Origin of the sequence: Streptosporangium subroseum (assembly GCF_900188345.1) — a bacterium.
In the GTDB taxonomy this organism is placed as follows: domain Bacteria; phylum Actinomycetota; class Actinomycetes; order Streptosporangiales; family Streptosporangiaceae; genus Streptosporangium; species Streptosporangium subroseum.
In genome coordinates, this window is the sequence record NZ_FZOD01000007.1 from 67,868 (window position 1) to 91,102 (window position 23,235).

13 protein-coding genes are annotated in these 23,235 nt (G+C 70.4%); 7 read left to right on the forward strand and 6 right to left on the reverse strand.

From position 1 onward, the window contains the following. Positions 1-170: 170 nt before the first annotated feature. Both CHC08_RS09600 and CHC08_RS09605 read left to right on the forward strand, forming a co-directional pair. The gene (locus CHC08_RS09600) at positions 171-3,539 is read left to right on the forward strand and encodes a LamG-like jellyroll fold domain-containing protein (RefSeq protein ID WP_089206851.1); all 3,369 of its coding nucleotides are present in this window, start codon (positions 171-173) and stop codon (positions 3,537-3,539) included. Between the two features lie 55 nt (positions 3,540-3,594). Then, positions 3,595-9,933, forward strand: coding sequence for an RHS repeat domain-containing protein (locus CHC08_RS09605; protein ID WP_089206852.1), 6,339 nt, complete (start codon positions 3,595-3,597; stop codon positions 9,931-9,933). A 181-nt stretch (positions 9,934-10,114) separates the two neighbouring features. On the opposite strand, the gene CHC08_RS09610 is transcribed toward CHC08_RS09605, so the two are convergent. From CHC08_RS09610 to CHC08_RS09635, 6 genes are all read right to left on the reverse strand, one after another. Next, positions 10,115-11,212 (reverse strand): aldo/keto reductase, encoded by a 1,098-nt coding sequence (locus CHC08_RS09610; protein WP_089206853.1) that lies wholly within the window; start codon positions 11,210-11,212, stop codon positions 10,115-10,117. 426 nt (positions 11,213-11,638) lie between these two features. After that, positions 11,639-12,514: a Gfo/Idh/MocA family protein gene (locus tag CHC08_RS09615; RefSeq protein ID WP_089206854.1), complete on the reverse strand. Its 876-nt coding sequence runs from the start codon at positions 12,512-12,514 to the stop codon at positions 11,639-11,641. Next, positions 12,511-13,731, reverse strand: a complete 1,221-nt coding sequence (locus CHC08_RS09620; protein WP_089206855.1) for an ROK family transcriptional regulator — start codon at positions 13,729-13,731, stop codon at positions 12,511-12,513. The genes CHC08_RS09615 and CHC08_RS09620 overlap by 4 nt, the downstream gene beginning before the upstream one ends. 20 nt (positions 13,732-13,751) lie before the next feature. Next, complete coding sequence (locus CHC08_RS09625; protein ID WP_089206856.1) at positions 13,752-14,618, reverse strand: carbohydrate ABC transporter permease; 867 nt, start codon at positions 14,616-14,618, stop codon at positions 13,752-13,754. Next, on the reverse strand, positions 14,615-15,628 hold the full coding sequence (locus tag CHC08_RS09630) for a carbohydrate ABC transporter permease (RefSeq protein WP_089206857.1): 1,014 nt from the start codon (positions 15,626-15,628) through the stop codon (positions 14,615-14,617). Before CHC08_RS09630 ends, CHC08_RS09625 begins: the two co-directional genes overlap by 4 nt. A gap of 34 nt (positions 15,629-15,662) precedes the next feature. Beyond that, on the reverse strand, positions 15,663-17,057 hold the full coding sequence (locus tag CHC08_RS09635) for an ABC transporter substrate-binding protein (protein ID WP_218825213.1): 1,395 nt from the start codon (positions 17,055-17,057) through the stop codon (positions 15,663-15,665). Positions 17,058-17,214: 157 nt separating this feature from the next. Between CHC08_RS09635 and CHC08_RS09640 the strand changes: the two genes are divergently transcribed. The 5 genes from CHC08_RS09640 to CHC08_RS09660 all read left to right on the forward strand — a co-directional run bounded on the left by CHC08_RS09640 (position 17,215) and on the right by CHC08_RS09660 (position 23,234). Beyond that, positions 17,215-18,261: a zinc-dependent alcohol dehydrogenase gene (locus CHC08_RS09640; RefSeq protein WP_089206858.1), complete on the forward strand. Its 1,047-nt coding sequence runs from the start codon at positions 17,215-17,217 to the stop codon at positions 18,259-18,261. A 14-nt stretch (positions 18,262-18,275) separates the two neighbouring features. Next, positions 18,276-19,076 (forward strand): sugar phosphate isomerase/epimerase family protein, encoded by an 801-nt coding sequence (locus CHC08_RS09645; protein WP_089206859.1) that lies wholly within the window; start codon positions 18,276-18,278, stop codon positions 19,074-19,076. Between the two features lie 20 nt (positions 19,077-19,096). Further along, complete coding sequence (locus CHC08_RS09650) at positions 19,097-20,437, forward strand: MGH1-like glycoside hydrolase domain-containing protein (protein WP_218825214.1); 1,341 nt, start codon at positions 19,097-19,099, stop codon at positions 20,435-20,437. After that, positions 20,434-22,455, forward strand: coding sequence for an amylo-alpha-1,6-glucosidase (locus tag CHC08_RS52365; RefSeq protein WP_089206861.1), 2,022 nt, complete (start codon positions 20,434-20,436; stop codon positions 22,453-22,455). The genes CHC08_RS09650 and CHC08_RS52365 overlap by 4 nt, the downstream gene beginning before the upstream one ends. Positions 22,456-22,577: 122 nt before the next feature. Further along, entirely contained in the window at positions 22,578-23,234 is a 657-nt protein-coding gene (locus tag CHC08_RS09660; protein ID WP_089206862.1) for a pyridoxine/pyridoxamine 5'-phosphate oxidase, read from the forward strand. Position 23,235: the final 1 nt, after the last annotated feature.

Consider the following 23,235-nt stretch of genomic DNA (forward strand, 5'->3'; position numbering starts at 1 on the left):
AGCGTCCCACTTTGGGCGATTTTTTACAGTAAAAAATGAATTGTGGAGAAATTCTCCACAAGATCTAGACGCATGCCTTTACCCGGGTGACAATTCCAGCGTCAATCGAAGATCGTGGAGCCGCCGGGACGTTGCACCCGCGCGGAGCCCAGCATGACAGGGCGTGACGAATGCTGGCACTTCGTGGGGTTGTTGCGGTCTCCCTGGTGGGCGCGGTCCTGGCGGCGCTCACCCCAGGCTCGGCTCTGGCCACGCCCGCACCAGGCTCGGCTCTGGTCACGCCCGCACCGGGCCCGGCTCCGGCGGTGCCCGCACAGAGCCTGGCCCCGGCCGTCGAATCGCCGGCCGCGACGACGGGCCGGGCCGTGGACCCCGCACTCGTCCGCGCCCGGCAGACGGGGCAGCCCGCCGAGGTGGAGGCGCTGCGCAGTGAGACCAGGCAGGTCTTCGTCAAGCCGGACGGCACCTACGTGCTGGAACAGAACGTCCGCCCGGTGCGGGTGCGCCAGGCGGGTCGCTGGGTGCCCGTGGACACCACGCTCCGCGAGCAGCCCGATGGCACGGTGGCGCCCGCCGCCACGGCGGTCGGCCTGGCCTTCTCCGGCGGTGGCAACGCCAACGGCAACGGCGGCGCTCCGCTGGCCCGCATGTCGCGCGGTGGCAAGGCGATGGAGCTGGGCTGGTCGGGCACGCTGCCGAAGCCGGTGCTGAACGGCGACACCGCCACCTACCCCGAGGTCATGCCGGGCGTGGACCTCCAGGTCACCGCGGACGTGGACGGCTTCTCCCACATCCTGGTGGTCAAGTCGCGGGCCGCCGCCGCGAGCAGTGCCCTGTCCGAGCTGACATTCCCGCTCTCGACCAGCGGCCTGTCGATGGAGTCGGACCAGGCGGGCAACCTGGAGGCGGTCGACGACAACGGCGGCACGATCTTCGTCGCGCCGACCCCGATGATGTGGGACTCCGAGGGGGCCACGAGCCCGCAGGCGTTCAGGGAAGGCCGCGCGCCCGAGGCCCGGCAGGCCCAGATGGGCGTGAAACTGGCCGGCAGAACGTTGCGCCTGCGGCCGGACCGGAAGTTGATGACGGACCCGAAGACCCGGTTCCCCATCTATCTGGACCCGTACTTCTCGGCCGCCCGTGGCTCCTGGACCGCCGTCTGGAGCAATTGGCCCGACTCCAACTATCTGAACTCCAGTGACGTCGCCAGGGCGGGCCACGTCGAGTCGCAGAAGAACCGCTCGTTCTTCCAGATGAGCACCGGCTCGACCATCCACGGCAAGCAGATCATCAAGGCGACGCTGCGCACGTACGAGACGTGGTCGTACTCGTGCAGCGCCCGCAAGGTCGAGGCCTGGGCGACCAACAGCATCAGCAAGAGCACCACCTGGAACAAGCAGCCCGCGTGGGTCACCAAGCTGTCCACGGTCAATGTGGCCAAGGGGTGGGGCCCGTCCTGCCTGCCCGGCGGCGTCGAGTTCGACGTCACCCCGCAGGTCGTGGACGCCGCCGCCAAGAAGTGGCCCACCGTCACCATCGGCATCCGGGCCACGAGCGAGACCGACGTGTACGCCTGGAAGAAGTTCAAGAACAACCCGACGCTGGTCATCGAGTACAACTCGCTGCCCGCGGACCCGGTGGCCGTCGACGCGTGGTCGGACCCGGGCGGCCCCTGCGTCTCGGGTACGGGCCGGCCGATCATCAGCACCGCCACCCCCAAGCTGTGGGCCAAGCTGAAGGACGTCGACAACTCGGTCAGGGGCCGGTTCGAGTGGTACAACGAGGCCGGGACCAAGACGGGTGAATACCTCACCGCGCTGGGCTCGACCGGCACGGCCTTCTCCGCGACGGTCCCGCAGAGCCTGTACTCCGACGGCGCGCTGATCCGCTGGCGCGTCCGCGCCGAGGACGGCAAGGCCAACAGCCTCTGGAGCCCCTGGTGCGAGGCCACCGTGGACGCCACGGCCCCCGGCAGGGAACCGATCGTGACCTCGCCCGGATTCGCCGAGAACGGATGGAGTGACGGGGTCGGCCTGGCGGGCTCGTTCACGTTCGACCCCAACGGGATCTCCGACGTCGCCGCGTACGTCTACGGGCTCGACACCTCGCCCAAGACGGAGGTCGCCCCCGGCACGGACGGCACGGCCACGATCCAGCTCACCCCGCGCCACGACGGCCCCAACGTGCTGTCGGTACGCAGCAAGGACCGCGCGGGCCAGCTCGGCCCGATCCGCACCTACGTCTTCAACGTCAACTCGGGAAGCGCGCCCAAGGGTCACTGGCCGCTGGACGAGGGCCAGGGCACGGTGGGCGCCGACATCGCCGGAACCCATCCCGCCACGCTGTACGGAGCCACCTGGGCGAGCGGCAAGACCGGCATGGGCCTGCGCCTGGCGAACGCCTACGCGCAGACCTCCGGCCCGATCGTCGACACCGGACGCAACTTCACCGTCACCGCCTGGGCCCGCCTGACGGGTACGGGCGCCACCGCCACCGCCGTCACCCAGGAGGGCGGCAGGACCGGGGCCTTCTCCCTGCAGTACTCCAAGACCGACGACCGCTGGGCCCTGACCCGCACCGGCTCCGACGTCGACGCCGCGACGACCGTGCGCGCGCTCTCCACGGCCGCGCCGAGGCTGAACGAGTGGACCCATCTGGCCGGCGTCTACGACTCGGCGGATCGCCGGCTCTCGCTGTACGTCAACGGCAAGCTGGAGTCGTCGGCCGCCTTCACCACCCAGCCGTGGAACGCCGCCGGCCCCCTCACGATCGGACGAGGAAAGGTCAACGGGGCCGCCGCGGAGTTCTTCCCGGGCGACATCGACGAGGTCCGCGCCTACGGGCGGGCCATGTTCGCCGACGAGGTCGCCGACCTGGTGAACAGCGCGGCCACGCTGATCGGGCACTGGCGACTGGACGAGGAGTCCGGGCTGTCCGCCGCCGACTCCTCGGGCAGGGCGACGGCGGCGCCGGCGACGCTGACCGGCGGCGCCTCGTGGACCGCGGGCTGGCTGGACGGCGCTCTCGCGCTCGACGGGGTCAACGGCTACGCCCAGACCACCGCACCGGTCGTCAACACCAGGTCGGGCTTCACCGTCACCGCCTGGACCCAGCTCGACTACCTGCCCACCCGTGACACCGCCGCCGTGGCCCAGCCGGGCAGCCGCGCCGCCGGCTTCCAGCTCGGCTACGACAAGGAACAGGGGCGGTGGGCCCTCGGCATGGCCGCCGCCGACACCGACACCGCCGCTCTCGTACGCACCCGCTCCGACGCCATTCCCGCCCCGCTGGAGTGGACCCACGTGGCGGGCGTGTACGACCCGCTGGCCGGCCAGCTCCGCATCTACGTCAACGGCCAGCTGTCCACCACCACCGTCACCAGCCACACGAGCGCGTGGAACGCCACCGGCCCGCTGCAACTGGGCCGGAGCAAGACCGCGGGTGTCTTCACCGGTTACTGGCCGGGGACCGTGGATGACGTCCGTACCTATGACGGCGTGCTGAAAGCCGAGCAGATCGCTCAGCTGGCCGCCCAGTAACCCCTGGCCACCCAGTAAGTCCCCTCTGACCAGCACCCCCCGACTGGGAGAGTTCATGGATCTGCCGGATGAGTTGGACCTGCCCGAATCCCGCTGGAATCGTTTACAGCAACGCCACGAACGGCCCGCACCCGACGTTCCCGACCCCTCCTGGAACCGTTTCCAGACGCCCAAGGCCGAGTCCCCCTGGCCCCGCCGGCTGGCGACCGTCTTCTCAATAGTCCTCGTCCTGCCCCTGGCGTACGCCATGCCCGCCTACGCCGAGCCCCGCTCCGCCCCGTCCGTGCAGAGGGAGACGCCGGTCAAGGGAGAGAAGGTCCCGGTCCTGCCGCCGATGACCGATCCGGTGCAGAAACAGGCGTGGAAGGCGCCACCGGGAGTCACCTGGCCGAAACCCCAGACGGCCGAGCTGGGCGGCACTGAGGCCAGGACCCTGGCGACCGGCTTCCCGGTGAGGCTGGCCCCGCAGAAGGAGACGTCCGCCAAATCCGCCGATGCCATCGATGCCGCCGCCGTCCCGGTGAAGGTCGAGCTCCTCGACACCGCCGGGGCCGGCCGGCTCGGTCTGACGATGCGCGTCTCCCCCGGCCAGGGCGCCGCCGCGGCCACCTCGGCCGCGAAGGATCAGGGCGCCGCCGCGGCCAGGCCGGGCGCGAAGACCCGCCTGGCGATCGACTACTCCGGCTTCCGCTACGCCTACGGCGGCGACTACGGAGCCCGGCTCCAGGTCGTCAAGCTGGAAGAGTGCGCACTCGACGCCAGGGCGACCGGCTGCGCCCAGCCCCAGCCGGTCAGGAGCGAGAACAACACGCAGACGGGCACGCTGACCGCCGAGGTCGCGACGACCGGCCTGTACGCCGTGGTCGCCGCCGCGTCGGGCTCGACCGGTGACCACGGCTCCACCTCCCTGGCCCCCTCGTCCGACTGGAGCGTCGGACCCCAGTCCGGGGACTTCAACTGGGGCTACGAGCTGCGCACTCCCCCGGCGCTGGGCGGCGAGGAGCCGGAGCTGTCGCTCGGCTACTCCTCCCAGAGCGTGGACGGCCGCACCGCCTCCACCAACAACCAGCCGTCCTGGGCCGGTGAGGGTTTCGAGCTCAACCCCAGCGGCTTCATCGAGCGCCGCTACAAGTCCTGCATGATCGACGGCAAGAAGACCGGCGACCTGTGCTGGGACGGGGAGAACGTCACCCTGTCGCTCGGCGACTCGGCCGTCGAGCTGGTCAAGGACGCCACCTCCAAGCAGTGGCGGCCCAAGCGCGACGACGGCACCCGGATCGAGTCCCTCACCGGGGCGACGAACGGCGACAACAACGGCGAGTACTGGCGCGTCACCACCGCCGACGGCTCCCAGTACACCTTCGGCCTGAACCGCCTGCCCGGCTGGGCCACCGGCAAGCCGGAGACGAAGTCGGTCCTGAGCGTGCCGGTCTTCGGCAACAACAGCGGCGAGCCCTGCTACTCCAGCACTCCGGCCAACGCCTGGTGCCAGCAGGCCTACCGGTGGAACCTCGACTACATGGTGGACACCCACGGCAACGCCACCACGTACTGGTACGCCCAGGAGAAGAACTACTACGGCCGCACCATGAAGCCCGAGCTGGGCACCGTCTACGACCGCGGCGGCTACCTGACCCGCATCGACTACGGCTACCTCCAGGGCGAGCTGTTCACCAAGGCCCCCGCCGCCCGCGTCGTCTTCGACGTGGCCGAGCGCTGCCTGCCCAGCGGCACGATCACCTGCGCCGCCGACCAGCTCAAGAAGGAGACCGCCGGCAGCTGGCCGGACGTCCCGTTCGACCAGGTCTGTGACTCCGGCGTGAAGTGCGTCGACCGCCTGTCGCCGACGTTCTTCACCCGCAAGCGTCTGACCAAGGTCACCACGCAGATCCTCAACACCGACACCGCCAAGTGCGCGGCGGCGCAGTACTGCGCGGTGGACTCCTGGACGCTGACACACCAGTTCCCCGCCACGGGTGACGGCCTGAGCCCGTCGCTGTGGCTGGCCTCGATCCAGCAGACCGGCCACGTGGGCGGCACGATCACCCTTCCCAAGATCACGTTCGCCGGCGTGCAACTCCCCAACCGGGTGGACGCGAACGAGGGCCGCGCTCCCCTGGTCAAGTGGCGCGTGCAGGGCGTGAACAACGAGACCGGAGGCGAGCTGCGCGTCAACTACGCGCCCGCCGAGTGCAAGCCGGGCGAGCTCCCGGCCCCCGACAAGAACACCAAGCGCTGCTTCCCGCAGCGCTGGGCGCCGCTGAACGAGGCGGAGGTCGTCGACTGGTTCCACAAGTACGTGGTCACCCAGACGGTCGAGGTGGACCGGGTCGCGGGCTCGACGAACGTCGTCACCGACTACGAGTATCTCGACGGCGCCGCCTGGCACTACGCGGACAACATCCTCGTCAAGCCCGAGCACCGCACGTGGGCGGACTTCCGCGGGTTCGGCCGCGTACGGGTGCGCGAGGGCGACGGCCAGGACACCAAGCGCACGCTCACGGAGTTCCGGTACTTCCGCGGCATGCACGGCGACAGACAGGCCGACGGCTCCAAGCGCACCGTGCAGGTCACCGACTCCGAGGGCGTCAAGCTGGACGACCTCGACCAGTACTCCGGCCTGGAGCGCGAGGAGATCCTGTACGACGGCGACGGCGGGGCCGTATTGAAGGCGACCGTCGAGCAGCCGTGGTCGCTGAAGACCGCGGAGTCCACGCAGGGCGGCGTCACCAAGGCCGCGCACATCGTCGAGGCCAAGTCCATGGTCACCCGTAACGCGCTGCCCGGCGACAAGTGGCGCCGCACCGGCGAGGAGCGCGTGTACGACGCCCAGGGCCTGCTCACCCAGGTGGAGGAGAAGGGCGACCTGGCCACGGCCGACGACGACCAGTGCACCCGCTACACCTACGCCCGCAACGACACGAGCTGGATGCTCGACTACACGAGCAGGATCCAGAAGGTCGCCGCGAGCTGCGGCACCTCCGTGTCCACGCTGGCCGCCGCCGAGGTGCTCTCCGACGAGAAGGTCCAGTACGACGGCAAGGCGTACGGCCTGGCCCCGAGCAAGGGCGACGTGACCTCGGTCCAGCAGCTGGTCTCCGGGGACGGCACGACGATCACCGACAGCACCCACACCTACGACGCCTACGGCCGCGAGCTCACCGAGACCGACGCCGTCGGCACCACGTCCACCACCACCTACACCCCGGCCGCGGGCGCCCCCGCGACCGAGATCAAGGAGGTCAACCAGCTCGGCCACGTCGAGCGCACCCTGCTCGAACCGGCCTGGGACGAGCCCGTCGCCGAGATCGACGCGAACAACCGCCGCGTCGACATGGAGCACGACGCGCTCGGCCGCCTGGTCAAGGTCTGGCAGCCCGACCGCAGCAAGGCGGCCGGACAGTCGCCCAGCACCGAGTTCTCCTACGTGATGCGCAACAACGGCCCCAGCATCGTCACCACGAAGACGCTGGACGCCGACGGCGCCTACACCGTCAGCCACGAGCTGTACGACGGCCTGATGCGCGAGCGCCAGACCCAGGAACCCGCGCCCAGGGACGACCAGACGACCGACCCCGCGCTGCGCGACGGCCGTACGATCACCGACACCTTCTACAACTCCCAGGGCGAGCCGTCCAAGGCCAACACCGGCTACTTCGCCACCGGGACACCCTCCACCGACCTCCTGGCGGTGGCCGACACCGACGTGCCCACGCAGGTCGTGTCCTTCTTCGACGGCACGGGCGACGTCAACGCCCAGGCCCTCAGGTCGAAGGGCGCGGAGAAATACCGGGTCACGAGCAAGCAGGAGGGCGACAGGGTCCACGTGACGCCGCCGGCCGGCGAGACGGCGACCACCCGCATCGGCGACGCCGAGGACCGCCTGATCGAGCTGCGCCAGTACAGGGGGGCGACCCCGACCGGCGAGTACGACTCCACGAAGTACACCTACGACCACGCGGGACGGCTCTCCACGGTGACCGACTCGGCGGGCAACGTGTGGCGCCACCACTACGACATGCGCGGCCGGGAGATCAAGGCCGAGGATCCCGACAAGGGCGTCACGACGATGGCGTACAACGACGCCGACGAGCTCGTCAGCACCACCGACTCCCGCGGCAGGACCCTGTGGTACGTCTACGACGAGCTGGGCCGTCAGAAGGAGATGCGCGAGAACTCCGCGACCGGCCCGCTGCTCGCCGAGTGGAAGTACGATGCCCTGGCCAAGGGCCATATGAACGCCAGCATCCGGTACGTGGGCGGGCAGGCGTACAGGGCCGAGATGAACGCCATCGACGCCGACTACCGCCCGCTGCGCGAGACCGTCACCATCCCCGCGCGGGAGGGCAAGCTGGCCGGCTCGTACGTGCTCAACACCCGCTACACGCTCGACGACCAGGTCCAGTCCGTCAGCTTCCCCGCCGCGGGCGGGCTGGCGGAGGAGTCGGTCGTCTACAGCTACGACGAGCTGAACCAGACGACCAAGGTCACCGGCCTGTCGTCGTACGTGACCGCGGCCCGCTACTCCAAGCTGGGCGAAGCCCTGCAGTACGAGCTGGGCACCGGAGGCAAGAAGACCTGGCTCACCTACACCCACGACGAGTCCACCCGCAGGATGACCAGCATGCGGCTGGACAGGGAGGGCGCGGCCGCGACCGACCTCGACCTCAACTACACCTACGACGCCGCCGGCAACATCACCAAGATCGCTGACAGGGCCGGCGGCCAGGACACGCAGTGCTTCAACTACGACCATCTGCGCCGCCTGACCTCGGCGTGGACGGCCACCGACGACTGCGCCAGCCGTACCCCGCAGTCCGGCAAGATCGGCGGCGTGGCCCCGTACGCGGTCAGCTACGCCTACGACGCCATCGGCAACCGGACCAAGGAGACCAAGCACGCCTGGGGTGGCGCGGGCGAGACGGCCCGTACCTACGCCTACCCGCAGCCGGGCGGCAAGCAGCCGCACGCGCTGCAGAGCGTCGGCGCGGACCTCTTCGAGTACGACGCCGCGGGCAACACGACCAGGCGCAAGGTCGGCACCGCGGACCAGGCCCTGGTCTGGGACTCCGAGGGCAACCTGGAGTCGGTCACGGAGGCGGGCAAGACGACGTCGTTCGTGTACGACGCGGAGGGCGACCGGCTGATCCGCAAGACGCCGAGCGACGCCACGCTCTACATCGACGACATGGAGCTGCGCTTCGACTACGCCGCGGACGTCGTCGAGCAGACCCGCTACTACACCGTCAACGACCAGGCCATCGCGGTACGCACGCCGGACAACCAGGTCTACTTCCTGGCCGGCGACCACCAGGGCACCGCGCAGGCCGCGGTGAACGCCAACAGCGGCCAGCTGGCCGTACGGAGGATGACGCCCTTCGGCGAGGACCGGGGCTCGCCACCTTCATGGTGGCCGGGGCAACGCGGATTCGTCGGCGGCACGAAGGATACGACGACCGGGCTCGTCCATCTCGGCGCCCGCGAGTACGACCCCAAGTTCGGCCGCTTCATGTCGGTGGACCCGATCATCGACGACGTGGACCCGCAGCAGCTCAACGCCTACGCCTACGCCAACAACAGCCCCGTCAGCATGAGTGACCCCGACGGGCAGTGGGTCTGGGTCGTGGTCATCATCGGCGTCCGGCTCGGGGCCCGCTACGCCGCCAAGAAGGCGGCCCAGCGCGCCATCAGGCGGGAGATACTCCGCCGTGCCAGGGAGGCGGCCAAGAAGCGGGCCCTGGAAGCGGCCAAGAAGAAGGCCAGGGAGGAGGCCAAGAAGCGGGCGCTGGAGGCGGCCAAGAAGAAGGCCCTGGCCGAGGCGAAGAAGCGGCGGCTGGCGGCGGCCAGGAAGAAGGCCGCCGAGAAGGCCCAGAAGGCGCGGGAGGCCGCGGCGAAACGACGGGCCGCGATGGCGGCCCGCAGACAGGCGAGAAAGGCGGCTCGCGAGGCGGCGGCCAAGAAGAAGATGGCGCTGGCCGCTCAGCGGCGCAACCACCGGGCCGGCAGGGTCCCCAGGGGGATCCAGCACGCGCGCTCGACCCCGGCACGGCGCCCGACCAGCCACAGGGCGGCGCAGCGGCAGGCGCCACCCAGGGCGAACCGGCAGCCGGCGCAGGCACGGCCGAGCCAGGTCTACCGGAACGACGGCACCGCCCAGCCGACCCAGTCCTACACCATCTACGGCAACGGCCGGATGTACCCGCAGGGGCGGCCACCGTCGAATCTCCCGCGGCCCAACGGCTCGGGCCAGGGTGAGAAGCAGATCTTCAAGCCGGAGAAGATCGAGGCGGAGAACACCAGGAGAGGAGCCACCGCGGAACTCGGCGCCCGGAGCCAGAAGATCGCGGACAACTTCATCGACCTGTTCGACACCTGGTTCGGTGGAATGGGCTGACAGCACCCCCTTCGGCTGACGCGGCTGACGTCCGCCGAGCACAGACAGGCGCGGGACCCTCGTGGTCCCGCGCCCGCGCGCCTTCCCGACGGCAGATCGGTGTGGTCCCGCGCCCGCGCGCGAGTTTCCCGGCGGCAGGTCGGCGGTGCCGGTCACCCGCCGTGGTCCCGCGCCCGAGCCTTTAGAGTGTCCAGTTCCGCACGGCCGGGGCGTACCCGGCCGGCTTGTCCCCCACCTTGACGCCGGCGCTGATCAACCAGCTCTGATAGTCCGGCGTGAACATTCTGTAGACCCCCTGAGGCGGCACGGCACTTGCCTCGTCGAGCTTGGCGCGCAGCTCCGCCGGCAGCTGGAAATCGAGTGCGGCCAGGTTGGCGTCAAGCTGGTCCGTGCCGCTCGCCCCCATGATCGCCGAGGCGACCCCGGGCTGGGTGGCGACCCAGTTGACCGCGACCTGAGCCATCGTCACACCGAGCTCGCCGGCGACACTCTCGAGTGCCGCCAGGAGCCGCCAATCCTCGTCCGTCCACGAGAGCCCGGGCATGCCTCCGCCGCCGAGCCGCCCCTCCCCCGCCAGGCCCTGGTCGGCATGCCGGTACTTGCCGGTGAGGAAGCCGCCGCCGAGCGGACTCCACGCGGTGATACCGAGTCCCAGGCTCTGCCCCATCGCGACGTGCTCCAGCTCGATCGTCCGCTCGATCAGGGAGTAGGGCAGCTGCAGGCTGACCACGGGCACGAGGGAGTGGGCCTCGGCGTAGGTCTGGGCCCGGGCCGCGTACCAGCTGGGCACGTCGGACAGGCCCGCGTAGCGGATCTTTCCGGCCCTGGTGAGGTCGTCGAAGGTCCGCATGACCTCCTCGACGGGCGTGATGCGGTCCCAGGTGTGCAGCATGAACAGGTCGATGTAGTCGGTGCGCAGGCGGCGCAGCGATGCCTCGACCGCTCTGATCATGTGTTTGCGGCCGTTGCCCCCCGCGTTCGGATCTCCGGGGTCGACGCTGTTGGTGAACTTGGTGGTGAGCACCACCCTGTCGCGCACCTTGGCCTCCGCGATGAGATTGCCGAGGATGGTCTCGCTCTCACCGGCGGTGTAGAAATCCGCGGTGTCGATGAAGTTTCCGCCCGCTTCGAGGTATCGGCCGAAAATGGGCCGGGCTTCCTCCTCGGTCTTGCCGTACGCGGCGTGGAAACCGCCGGTGCCGAAGTTCATCGTGCCCAGTGCCAGCCGGCTGACGCGCAGCCCGGAACGGCCGAGCAAATAGTATTGATCGAGAGACATAAAGCATTACCCCGTTCGGAAGGACTCGCGGAGGCCGGCCTTTCCCGGCTCCCCCGAACGGCCGAGGCTTGCATACGGTGAACGCCTCCACGAACGCGTGGACCAGGGTGTTGTTGCCGATGACCTGGGGCTCACTCGCTTTCTCAGCCGTGCGGTCCAGTCAGCGTGCCCATCGAAAAATGGACTGTCAAGTCCAATTTTCCCGTGATGGTCGGGCGAGTCCGTTCGCTGACGGTGGCGACATGCCAAGAAGATCTGGGCGGCGACCAGGGTGCGCATCGCGCGGCGGCACTCGTCGCGATTGACCGGAGTGCCCGATGTGCGTGGGCATGGCCTCGGTGAAGGCACTCAGCGCCGGATCGCCACGCTCACCGAACGAGCGGGGCAGCCGACAACCGGACAGCCCAACTTGGGTCGCACCCGGGGTCAGCGCGGTGTGGCGGCGTCGAGCAGCTCCTGCAGGCGCAGGCCCCGGGCCGCGTTCAGCTCGCCCGAGCGGCCCGACCGCACGGCGGCGGCGAATTCGGCGCGCAGGATGGGCCAGCATTCCTCATGGTCGATATCGGAGGTGTCGAAAACCAGTTCCCCGGCCGGGCCGAGCAGCTCGATCCGGGTGCGTGCCCGGGGCAGCAGGACGCTGCCCGAGAGGGACGCCTGGCTGACGGCGCCGTTCTCGTGCTCGCAGGTCAGCTCCACCCAGCGGCGGGGATCACCTGTCCCCCGGATGCCGGTGATGGGACCGATCGCGGCGTCCAGGAGGTCCAGCAGGTGCGGGCCGAGGTCGAGCAGCGCTCCCTGCTCCAACCGCCAGCCGGTGGCGAACTCCCCTCCGAGGAAGGCACCGTGCAGGTAACACGAACGGGCACCGGTTATCTCCAGCTGTGCCGCCCGGCGCAGGAAGTCTCGCGTGGAGGGGTGGTAACGCTTGGTCAGCACCATCTGCGAGACGACACCGGCGTCGGCGACGGCGTCCGCTACCGCACGCGCCGACGCGAGGTCGGGCCCCAGCGGCTTCTCCAGCAGCAGTGCCTTGCCCGCCTTGGCCGCACGCACGGCGAGCTCCGCCTGGACCGCCGGGGGCACGGCGAATGCGACGGCCTCACACCGGTCGAACAGCTCTTCCAGCGTGCCGGCGACAACCGTCCCGTACGGCTCGGCAACCTCCCGGGCCGCGGAGGCACGGCGCGCCCAGACAGCGGCGAGCCGTGTCTCCGGGCCTGCGGCCAGCATCCGGGCGTGCATGGTACGGGCCCACGGGCCGGCGCCGATCAGGCCGACCTCGACGGGCGTGGTGGTACTCACAGACTCTCTCCAGCGGGTAGGAGCGGTGGGCGGGCCGCCGCCAGGCGGGCGTCGGCCTGCTCGGGCGCGTACAGGTGCTCGACCACCATCGCGGTGGCCCCGGCGAGCGCGGCGCGGTTGCCGAGCTGCGAGGTGACGACCTGCAGGTTGCGCGTGGCCCGGGGCAGGGCGCGCTGGTACAGCAGTTCGCGCACCCCGGTGACGAAGTGGGTCTCGGCCAGATCTCCGGCGATCATCAGGACGCCGGGGTTGAGCAGGGTGACGACGGTGACGAGCACCTCCCCGCAGCGCCGACCGGCCTCGCGGGCCAGGCGCACCGCGTCGGGGTGGTCCGCGTCGAGGTAGGCGCGAACGTCCGCGCCGGACGTGGCGGGCACCCCGAGGGCGGCCAGCTGCCCGGCCAGTGCCCGGCCGCTGGCGATGGCGGCCAGGCAGCCGTAGGAGCCGCACATGCAGCGGACGTCAGGCTGGTCGCTGAGGCGGATATGGCCGAGGTCCCCGGCGCCGCCGTCAATGCCGCGGAAGACCCTGCCGTCGATGACAACCCCGGCTCCGATGCCGGTGGAGACCTTGACCAGCACGAACGCGGAACAGTCGGCGAACGAGTCGCGCTGCTCGCCCAGCCCCATCAGGTTGGCGTCGTTGTCGACCAGGACCGGGACGGCGGGGCCGGTGCCGGCGTGCCGGCCGAGAGACCGCTGCATCCGTTCGGGAACCGGGTATCCGTCCCAGCCGGGCATGATCGGCGGTCGCACGACCCTTCCCGACGACCAGTCGACGGGCCCGGGGAGCGACAGGCCCACCCCGCAGACCGCGGCCGGGGCGGTCCCGGACGCGGTCAGCAGGTCGGCGAACCAGAGGCCGAGCCGGTCGAGGACGAGCTCGGGGCCGTCCTCGATCAGCAGGTCCCCGGAGTGCTCGGCGAGGATGCCGCCGGCCAGGTCCAGGACGGCGGCGCGGGCGTACGTGGTGTCCAGGTCTGCGGCGAGGACCACGGCATGCCGGGTCTCGAACTCCAACCGGGTGGAGGGGCGTCCTCCGGTCGGCTGGTTGCCGGGGACCTCGCGCAGCCAGCCGGCGGAGAAGAGCTGGTCCAGCCGCTGGCCGACGGTCGACCGGGAGAGTCCGGTGACGCGCTGGAGCTCGCCCCGGGTGCCCGCCTGCCCGGTGCGGATCAGTTCCAGGAGGTGGCCTGCGGTGTTCCAGGGCGTTGCCATCCGGTGTGTCGCTCCTCGTCTCAGCTTTTGTCCGCGCCGCTGGTGAGGCCCTCGGTAAGGAGCCGTTCAGCGGCGTAGAAAAGAAGTACCACGGGGATCGTGAGGACGACTGATCCGGCCATGAGAATGGTCTTGGGAACCTCAATGCCGTTGGCCAGTTGCTGGAGACCCAGCGAAACAGTCCACTTACCGGGCTCGGCGGCGAGGAAGAGCAGGGCGAAGAGGAACTCGTTCCAAGCGATCATGAAGACGTACAGGCCGGTCGCCATGAGCGAGGGCGCGGCCAGCGGCAGCACGACCCGGCGCAGGGTCTGCAGCCGTGAGCAACCGTCCAGCGCCGCTGCCTCCTCGATGCTTCTGGGGATGGTGATGAAGTAGTTCTTCAGCATGTAGATGGAGACGGGCACGGTCTGTGCGATGTAGACGACGGCGAGCCCGACCAGGCTGCCCTGCAGACCTATCCGCGCGAACATCACGAACAGCGGGATCGCCAGGAGGGTGGCGGGAAAGAGGTAGACGGCGAGGAACACCGCGCTGACCTGACGTCCGCCGAAGAACCTCAACCGGCTGACGGCGTAGGCGCCGGGCACGGACGCCAGCAGGGTCATCGCCACGGTGGCGAGGGCGACGAGCGCGGAGTTGCCGAGCATCCCCAGGAATCCCTGGCCGCCGTCGTCGACCGACTGGAGGACGTTCTGGTACGTGCTGAACGTGAGCTCGGAGAAGCCCACCCACAGCCGGCCCGGGTCGAGCAGCAGCTGGTCGATGGGCTTCACCGACAGCAGCAGCATGTAGTAGAAGGGGAAGAGGGTGATGACCGCGAGAAAGGCGATCACGACCCACTGCAGGACGCCGAAAATCCTCTTCTCGACCTGTGCGCGGCTCATGACGCCTCCTCCTGGACCCTCTTGGCGAAGAACTTGAAGTAGACGCCGAGCAGCACGGCGAGGATGAGCGCGAGGACCAGTGCCTGTGCGGCTGCCGCGCCCACGTCGTAGCGGGCGGTGAGGAAGTCGTAGACCCGCACGGCGACGACGTCGGTGCCGGAGCCGCCGCCGGTGAGGAGATAGACGTCGTCGAACTTGTTGAACGTCATGATGAACCGGAGCACCGACAGCAGCGCGATCACCGGCATCAGCTGGGGCAGCACGATGTGGCGGAAGCGCTGGGTGTGCGTGGCGCCGTCCACCGTGGCGGCCTCCTCCAGCCCGGCGGGGACGGCCTGGAGCCGGGCGAGCAGGAAGAGGAAGGCGAACGGGAAGTAGCGCCAGATCTCGAAGGCGATGACGGTGAGCAGGGCGAGCGGCAGATGCACGTGCCAGCCGAGGAGGGAGATCTCCTGGGAGCGGGTCGACAGGAAGGCGATCGGCTTGTCCCAGCCGAGCAGCTTGCCGCCCCACTCGTTGACGATGCCGAACTGCGGGCTTAGGGCGATCTCCCAGACGAACGTGACGGCCACCACGGGCGCGACGTAGGGCAGCAGCATCGAGCCGCGCAGCAGGGCCCGTCCGCGGAAGGGGCGGCGCAGGGCGAGGGCGGCGACCAGCCCGAGGGCGATCGAGCCGACGGTGCTACCCGCGGTGTAGACCAGGGTGGTCCACAGCGAGGTCCAGAAGCCGGGTGAGGTGAAGACCTCGGTGAAGTTCTCCCAGGTCCAGTTGGACAGGAAGCTCATGCTCTGGATGTCGACCAGCCGCGCGTGCTGGAAGGCGAGCAGCACGGTCCAGGCGATGGGCAGGATGACGACGACCAGGACCACGAGCGCGGTGGGAGACACGAAGGCCAGCCCGGTTCGGTTCTCGCGCTGGGCCAGGGTGGGGGTTCGGCCCTGGCGGGCCTTGCGCCCCGGGCTGGGCGCGGGGGATTGGCGCTGCTCGGCGCCTTGTACGGTGCTCATCGTGGGTTCCTAGGGAGACAGGGCCGGGGGCGGCTCACTGGAGGGACTTCTGCAGAGCCGTGACTTCCTCGGCGGCTTCCCTGGCGGCCTGCTCGGGGGAGCTCTGACCGGCGGTCATGGCGCCGACCGCCTTTGGGATGGGCAGTTCGCCGATCGTCGCGCCGACCAGCGCGCCCTGACCCTCGGTGATGCCCCAGCGCTGCATGTTGCTGACGCCGGCGGCGAGTTCGTCGAGCAGTGTGGCGGAGTAGACGGACTGCAGGGGCTTCTTCGTATCGACGCCGATGTCGCTGGCGCGCCAGGCCTCGCGGTACTTGTCGGGGTCGGTGGCCGTGCCGTTGCGGACCGGGATCTTGCCCTCGGCGGCCATGCCGAACCAACCCTCGTACCCGGTGCTCATCATGTATTCGACGAACTTCTCCGAGGCCCCGGTCTCGGCGGCCCGGGTGATCATCCAGGAGGCGATCTCCCCGAACTGTGCGGGCTTGGCGGCGCCCGGACCCTTCAGGGCCGTGACGATCCCGCTGTTGTCCGAGAGATACTGCGGGTTCTTGGCGCACTGCGCACAGCTGGGCAGGGCATCGGCGCGCAGGCCCGCCAGCTCGTCCAGCAGGAAGGTGGACCAGACGATCATCGAGGAGCGGCCGGCGAAGTAGGTGGCGCGGGTCGAGTCCACGCTCTGGGTGCCGGCGGCCCCGTAGTCGGCTGCGAGTTGATCGTAGGTGGTGAAGGCCTGCCGGCACTGGGGGCTGTCGAGGGCGACCTTGCCGTCGGAACCGACAAGCCGGCAGTCGTTGGCGAGCGCCAGGTCCTCGAAGCTCTGCTGGGTGAAGACGTCACTCGGGTCGGTGGCGAGTGACATGCCGCTGATGCCGCCGCGGTTGAGGGACTTGGCGGCCTGGAGCATGGCGGCGTAGGAGTCGGGGGCGGCGAGTCCCGCATCGGCGAACAGGTCCTTGCGGTAGACGAGGATCTGCATCCAGGCGTCGCTGGGAACGCCGAGATGGATGGTCCCGTCGCTGGTCAGCCCCAGGGCGTTGCCGTTGAAGGTGCCGATGCCGAGGTTGTCGACGACCTTGCCCGTGGCCGCGGTGTCGAGCAGCCCGTTGGTGTACATCTGCCAGGCCGGGGCGAGCGGGACACCACCGATGACGTCGGGGAGGGTCCCGGCGGCGGCCGCGGACATCATCAGCTGCGGCAGCTGGCCTTCGTCGACCCCGACCAGCTTCACCTGGACACCGGTCTCCTTCTCGAAGGCCGTGACGATCTTCTTGGTCGCCTCCATGCGCGGAGTGAGATTCTCCAGACTCCAGACCGTGATCTTGTTGTCCGGGCTGCTCTTCCCCTGCGCGGCGCAGCCGGACATCAGCCCGACCCCCAGCGTGGCGGCCAAGCCGGCCGCCAGCGCCCTCGACCTTCGGGACCACATGCGTATGAACCGTCCTCACTGCCGCCTTGTGTTACGTACGTGTTGCATCAGAACACCACTTTTGCGTAATGGCAAGACCTAAGCCTAGGATGCATTAGACATAAACCAGGCCGATTTGCTTAACAGTCCGCCATAAACAATCTTCCGGAGTCCTCCTGTGGAACGCGTCGTCCAGTTCACCGGCCCCCGCCAGGTGGAGGTCGCCACCGGCGAATCCGCCCCTCTGCCACCCGGTCACCTACGCGTCCGGACCCGGTACTCCGGCATCTCCGCGGGCACCGAACTCACCGCCTACCGGGGGACCAACCCCTACCTGACCCGCACCTGGGACCCCGAGGCGCGGCTCTTCCGTGACGGCGGGCCCGGCATCTCGTACCCGGTGGTGGGCTGGGGATACTCCGAGGTCGGTGAGGTCCGCGAGGTCTCCCCGGAACTCGCGGGCACCCCCGGGATGCCCAAGCCCGGGGAACTGGTGTGGGGCATCTGGGGGCACCGCAGCGAGGGCATCGTCCCCGCCGAGAGAATGATCGGCCACCGGCTTCCCGAAGGGCTGGCCCCGCTCGCCGGCTCCTTCGCCCGGGTCGGGGCCATCGCGTACAACGCCGTACTCGCCGGCGACATCCACCTCGGCGAGGACGTCGCCGTCTTCGGCCAGGGCGTGATCGGCCTGCTCACCACCCGGCTGGCACAACTGAGCGGCGCCCGCGTCACCGCCGTCGACGCACTCGACTCCCGGCTCGCCAGAGCGGTGGAGTACGGCGCCGTCCGTACCCTGAACGCGCGCACCGACGCCGTCGCGGAGCGGATCCGCGAGGCCACCGACGGGCGCGGCGCCGACGTCGCCGTCGAGATCAGCGGCGCCTACCCTGCCCTGCACGAAGCCCTGCGCTCGGTGGCCGTGGGCGGCCGGATCGTCGCCTCGAGCTTCTACCAGGGCGACGGTGTGGGCCTGCGGCTCGGCGACGAGTTCCATCACAACCGCGTGCAGCTCGTCAGCTCCCAGATCGGCGGGGTCCCGCCGCAGCTCGCCGGGCGCTGGAGCGTGGACCGACTCCAGCAGACCTTCCTGCGGCTCGTCGCCGACGGCCTCGTCGACGTGAAATCCCTGGTGAGCCATGTCGTACCAATCGCCGACGCGGCCGAGGCCTACGTCCTTCTGGATGAGCGTCCCGCTGACGCCCTCCAGGTCGTGCTGGAATTCTGAGAGGGCTGACGACCATGTTCAAGACCGCCTGCCAAGAGCAGCTGCTTCCCGGCGAGACCCTCCAGGAGAAGTGGGAGTTCGCACAGAGCGCCGGCTACGACGCCATCGAACTGCGCGCCAAGGGCGACTTCCATTTCCGCGACCGGCTGCCCGAACTGCGCAAAGCCCTCGCCGATGGCGTCGTCATGCCGACGGTGTGCGTGGACATGCTGCACTTCTTCGGCGCCTTCGACGACGACCTGCGCCGCGACGCCGTCGAGCAGATGAAGTCCCAGCTGTCCGTCATCGGCGAGCTCGGCGGACTCGGCGCCCAGACCCCCGCCTCCTACGGCATGTTCTCGCGCCGGCTGCCACCGTTCGAGCCGCCGCGCGGCGAGGAGCAGGATCGCGAGGTGCTGCTGGAAGGACTCACCGAGCTGGGCGAACACGCCCGCTCCGAGGGTGTCGCGCTTTTCCTCGAGCCACTCAACCGCTACGAGGATCACATGGTCAACCGGCTGGAGCAGGCCGCCGACCTGATCCGCGCCGTCGGCCTGGACTCGGTCCGCATCGGCATCGACAGCTACCACATGAACATCGAGGAGGCCGACCCCGGGGCCGCCATCCTCGCCGCCGCGCCCCTGATCGGCCACGCCCAGGTCAGCGACTCCAACCGCTTCCAGCCCGGAGCCGGCCACCTCGACTGGCCCGCCTGGCTGGGCGCGCTGAACGCCATCGGCTACGACGGCTACCTGGCCGTCGAGTGCCGGCTCTCCGGGGACCCGGCCCAGGCCGTGCGCTCGATCCCGTCCCTCCTTCACCGAGCCGCCGGATGATCACGGTCCCCGAAGCGGCCGTGCCAACCCCTGACGCCGGCCGCCGGGCACACCTGCGCCAAGCCGCCACCCATGTCCTCTTCGACAACTGGACCGGGGCGGCGACCGTTCCCTCGCGTGCCCTGTACCCGCACCAGTGGAGCTGGGACTCGGCCTTCATCGCCATCGGGTTGCGCCACATCGCCCCGCGCCGGGCCCAGCGCGAACTGGAGACGCTGCTGGGCGCGCAGTGGGGGGACGGCCGGATCCCGCACATCGCCTTCAACCCGTCCGTACCGCTCGGCGCCTATTTCCCCAGCCCCGACTTCTGGCGCTCCTCCACCGCCGGCCGGAACGCCGGGGCGCCCTCCACCACCCAGACCTCCGGGATCGTCCAGCCGCCTGTCCACGCCCTGGCAGCCTGGCAGGTGCACCTCGCGGATCCCGCCGAGTCGCGCCGCCGCGGCTTCCTGCCACGCGTGTACCCCCGGCTCGCCGCCTGGCACCGTTACCTGTCCACCTCCAGGGACCTGGCCGGCGGCTCACTGGCCGCGGTGGTACACCCCTGGGAGCCGGGGCTGGACAACAGCCCGTGCTGGGACGAGGCCCTGGCCCGGGTGGAACCCGCACCGCGGCGGTCCTTCCGCCGGGCCGACCTCGACCACAGCTCCGCCGCGGACCGGCCCACCGACCTGGACTACGCGCGGTACGTGCGCCTGGCCACGACCTACCGCGACCACGCCTACGACGACGCGCGCACCCCGCACGCCTTCGCCATCGAGGACCCCTCCTTCAACGCGCTGCTCATCGCGTCCGAACACGCGCTCGCCGCGATCGCCCGAACGGTCGGCGCGGACGCGGGGGCGCACCTGCGGCGGGCCGAGGCGACGACCGCCGCCCTGATCGACCGGTTGTGGGACCCGGCCGGAGGCATCTTCCTCGCCCGTGACCTGGTGACCGGCGAACCCATCGCCGGGCACAGCGTGTCCGGGCTCGTCCCCCTGATCATCCCCGGCCTGCCGCAGGACATCGCGTCGGCCCTGGCAGGAACCGCCCACGGCCCCCGTTTCCGCCTGGGACAGGTGCATCTCGTGCCCAGCTACGACCTGACGGCGAAGGAGTTCGACGCCAACCGCTACTGGCGCGGGCCCAGCTGGTTCAACACGGCCTGGCTGATCCACCACGGCCTCGTGCGGCACGGCGAAGCCGGAGCCGCCGGCCGGCTGCGCGCACAGTTCCTGACCGCGGCGTACCACTCGGAGTTCGCCGAGTACCTGGAGCCGTACACGGGAGAGGGACGCGGCATCCGGCGCTTCAGCTGGACCGCCGCTCTGGCACTGGACCTGCTCCACGCATGCGACGAAGAGGACTCCGCCCGATGACCGCCGACCGCCTGCTGGTCAACAGCGGCACCTTCGCCGCCATGACCTCCCACGGGGACATCCACGGCACCCGGGGCACCTCGACGGACGGACTGTTCATCCGCGACGCCCGGCACCTGAGCCGATGGCTGCTAACCGCGGACGGTGCGGCCCCGACCCTCCTGACCTCCTCGGAGGACGGCTGCGTGCTCACCCCGGCCGGCACCCGTGACCATCCCCCCGCCTACACCCTCTTCCGGGAGCAGGCGGTGGCCCCGGGCGCCCTCACCGAGCACATCCGGCTGGTGAGCAACCGAGGCGAACCCACCGTCGTGGAGGTCGAACTCCAGGTCGACGCCGACTTCGCGGACCAGTTCGAGCTCCGCGCCGACCACCGCACGTACGAGAAACCCGGCGCGCACCACACGGCGCACAACACGCCGGACGGGGTCGCCTTCCACTACCGGCGTGGCGAAACCTGGTCCTCGCGCACCGCCGTCACCGCCTCACCCCCGCCGCACCGCACCCGCCCGGCGGACGAGGGCGGCACCGCCCGCGTCCTGGTCTGGCGGTTGGCGCTGCCGGCCCACGGCACGGCCGATCTCGCGCTCACCGCCCGGGCCGTTCCTCACGATGCGCCGGAACCACCCCTGCCCGGTACCCCCGCCACCGTGCGGAACCGGCAGGAGGCCGACACCGGTGGATTCGTTCACGCACGGCCCCGCCCGCGTGACCTCACCTCCTGGGAGGAACTGGCCCGAGCCTGCGAGCAGGGCCTGGCCGACCTGGCGAAGCTGCGCATCCCCTTCGCGGGACCCGACGGTGAGGCGCTGCGGGTGCCCGCGGCCGGAATCCCCTGGTTCCTCAGCCTTTTCGGTCGCGACTCCCTGCTGACCTCGCTCTTCGCCCTGCCGTACCGGCCCGGGCAGGCCGCCGACACTCTGCTCGCCCTGGCCGCCACCCAGGGGACGCGGAACGACCCGGCGCGCCTGGAGCAGCCGGGGAGGATCGTGCACGAGGTACGGTACGGCGAGCTCGCGCACTTCGGGCAGGTCCCCTACGGCCGCTACTACGGAAGCGTTGACGCCACCCCGCTCTTCCTGGTGCTGCTGGAGGCCCACGCCGCGGTCACCGGCGACCCGGCTCTGGCCCGGCGCCTCGAACCGCAGGCACGCGCGGCGGTGGAGTGGATGTTCCGCGACGGCGGCCTCGGCGAGAACGGATACCTTCGCTACACCTCCGACGCGGCACGCGGCGGCCTGGCCAACCAGAACTGGAAGGACTCGCCCGGCGCCGTCTGCTTCTCCGACGGGCGCCAGGCCGAGGGCGCCCTGGCGGTCTCCGAAGTGCAGGGGTACGCCTACGACGCTCTGGTCCGCACGGCGCGGCTCGCCCGCACGGTGTGGGAGGACCCGCGTGAGGCCGACCGCCTGGACGAAGCCGCCGCCGACCTTCGGGCCCGCTTCCGCCGCGACTTCTGGATGCCCGCACACGCCTTCCCCGCGCTCGCCCTGGACGGCCGGGACCGGCAGGTCGACACGCTCGCCTCCGATGCCGGGCACCTGCTGTGGTCCGGCATCCTGGGCCCGGAGGAGGAGCTGGCGGTGGGCCACCGGCTTCTGCGGCCGGACTTCTTCTCCGGCTTCGGCATTCGCACGCTCGCCGCGGGCCAGGCCCCCTACCACCCGCTCTCCTACCACCGGGGCAGCATCTGGCCGCACGACAACGCCGTCATCGTGCTCGGCCTGGCACGCTGCGGGCTCGTCGAGCAGGCCGGCACGGTCGCCCGAGGCCTGATCCGGGCGGCGGCCCTCCACGACTGGCGACTGCCGGAGGTCATGGCCGGATACGGGCGCGACGACCACCCGGCCCCGGTGCCCTATCCGCACTCCTCCTCCCCCCAGGCCTGGGCCGCCGCGACGCCACTCGCCCTCCTCACCGCCCTGAGGGAAACCGCCACCGCTTCCGCGGATCCCTCCGGCGATGTCGAAGACACGCGCCGCCACACCGACGGTCACCGGGAAAACGCCGCCCGCTGAGAGTCGCTGTCACGTCCGCAGACCCGCCTACGTCCCCGATGAACGGTCCCCGGTCCGACGGCGGGCGGGCCGGGTTCACTACAGTCTTCATGTCTCATTGGATCAAGAGCATCAGAGGTGCCATGCCTGTCGACGATCTCCGGCAGCTTCTCCGCGGGCTGCCGGTGTTTCCCGATTCCATGCCCGCCTTCGACACGTCCGCGACGCCCGGCGATCCGGGTGAGCTGTTCGCCGAGTGGCTGGAGGAGGCGATCTCCGCGGGGGTGCCCGCGCCGCACGCGATGACGCTCTCCACCGTGGACGACGGGAACCCCACCGCGCGCGTGCTCATCCTCAAGAACCTGACCGGCCACGACTGGCAGTTCGCCACCGGTTCCGGCAGTCCCAAGGGCCGTCAGCTCGCCGCGCACCCGCACGCGGCGCTGACGTTCTTCTGGCCCGCGGTCGGCCGCCAGGTCCGGATCCGCGGAGCCGTACGGCCCCTGAGCTCGGACGACGGCGCCCGTGACTTCCTGGCCCGACCGCCGGGCTCGCGCGCGGAGGCGCTGATCGGACGGCAGAGCCAGGTGCTGGCCGACCCCGCCGAGCTCGACGCGGCCCTGGCCGAGGCGTACGCGAGGGTCGAGGACGACCCCGATCTCGTCGCCTCGCACTGGACCCTGTACGGCGTGCGCGCCGAGCAGGTCGAGTTCTGGCAGGGGAACGCCGAGCGGCGGCACACCCGGCTGCGCTACTCGCGCACCGGCGACACCTGGTCGAAGGAGATGCTCTGGCCCTGAG

What these genes read in the sequence shown, in the direction of transcription:
- CHC08_RS09610 (WP_089206853.1), bottom strand. Translation starts at nt 11,212, where the DNA reads ATGTCTCTCGATCAATACTATTTGCTCGGCCGTTCCGGGCTGCGCGTC.
- CHC08_RS09600 (WP_089206851.1), top strand. Translation starts at nt 171, where the DNA reads ATGCTGGCACTTCGTGGGGTTGTTGCGGTCTCCCTGGTGGGCGCGGTC.
- CHC08_RS09620 (WP_089206855.1), bottom strand. Translation starts at nt 13,731, where the DNA reads ATGGCAACGCCCTGGAACACCGCAGGCCACCTCCTGGAACTGATCCGC.
- CHC08_RS09660 (WP_089206862.1), top strand. Translation starts at nt 22,578, where the DNA reads ATGCCTGTCGACGATCTCCGGCAGCTTCTCCGCGGGCTGCCGGTGTTT.
- CHC08_RS09605 (WP_089206852.1), top strand. Translation starts at nt 3,595, where the DNA reads ATGGATCTGCCGGATGAGTTGGACCTGCCCGAATCCCGCTGGAATCGT.
- CHC08_RS09635 (WP_218825213.1), bottom strand. Translation starts at nt 17,057, where the DNA reads ATGTGGTCCCGAAGGTCGAGGGCGCTGGCGGCCGGCTTGGCCGCCACG.
- CHC08_RS09625 (WP_089206856.1), bottom strand. Translation starts at nt 14,618, where the DNA reads ATGAGCCGCGCACAGGTCGAGAAGAGGATTTTCGGCGTCCTGCAGTGG.
- CHC08_RS09645 (WP_089206859.1), top strand. Translation starts at nt 18,276, where the DNA reads ATGTTCAAGACCGCCTGCCAAGAGCAGCTGCTTCCCGGCGAGACCCTC.
- CHC08_RS52365 (WP_089206861.1), top strand. Translation starts at nt 20,434, where the DNA reads ATGACCGCCGACCGCCTGCTGGTCAACAGCGGCACCTTCGCCGCCATG.
- CHC08_RS09630 (WP_089206857.1), bottom strand. Translation starts at nt 15,628, where the DNA reads ATGAGCACCGTACAAGGCGCCGAGCAGCGCCAATCCCCCGCGCCCAGC.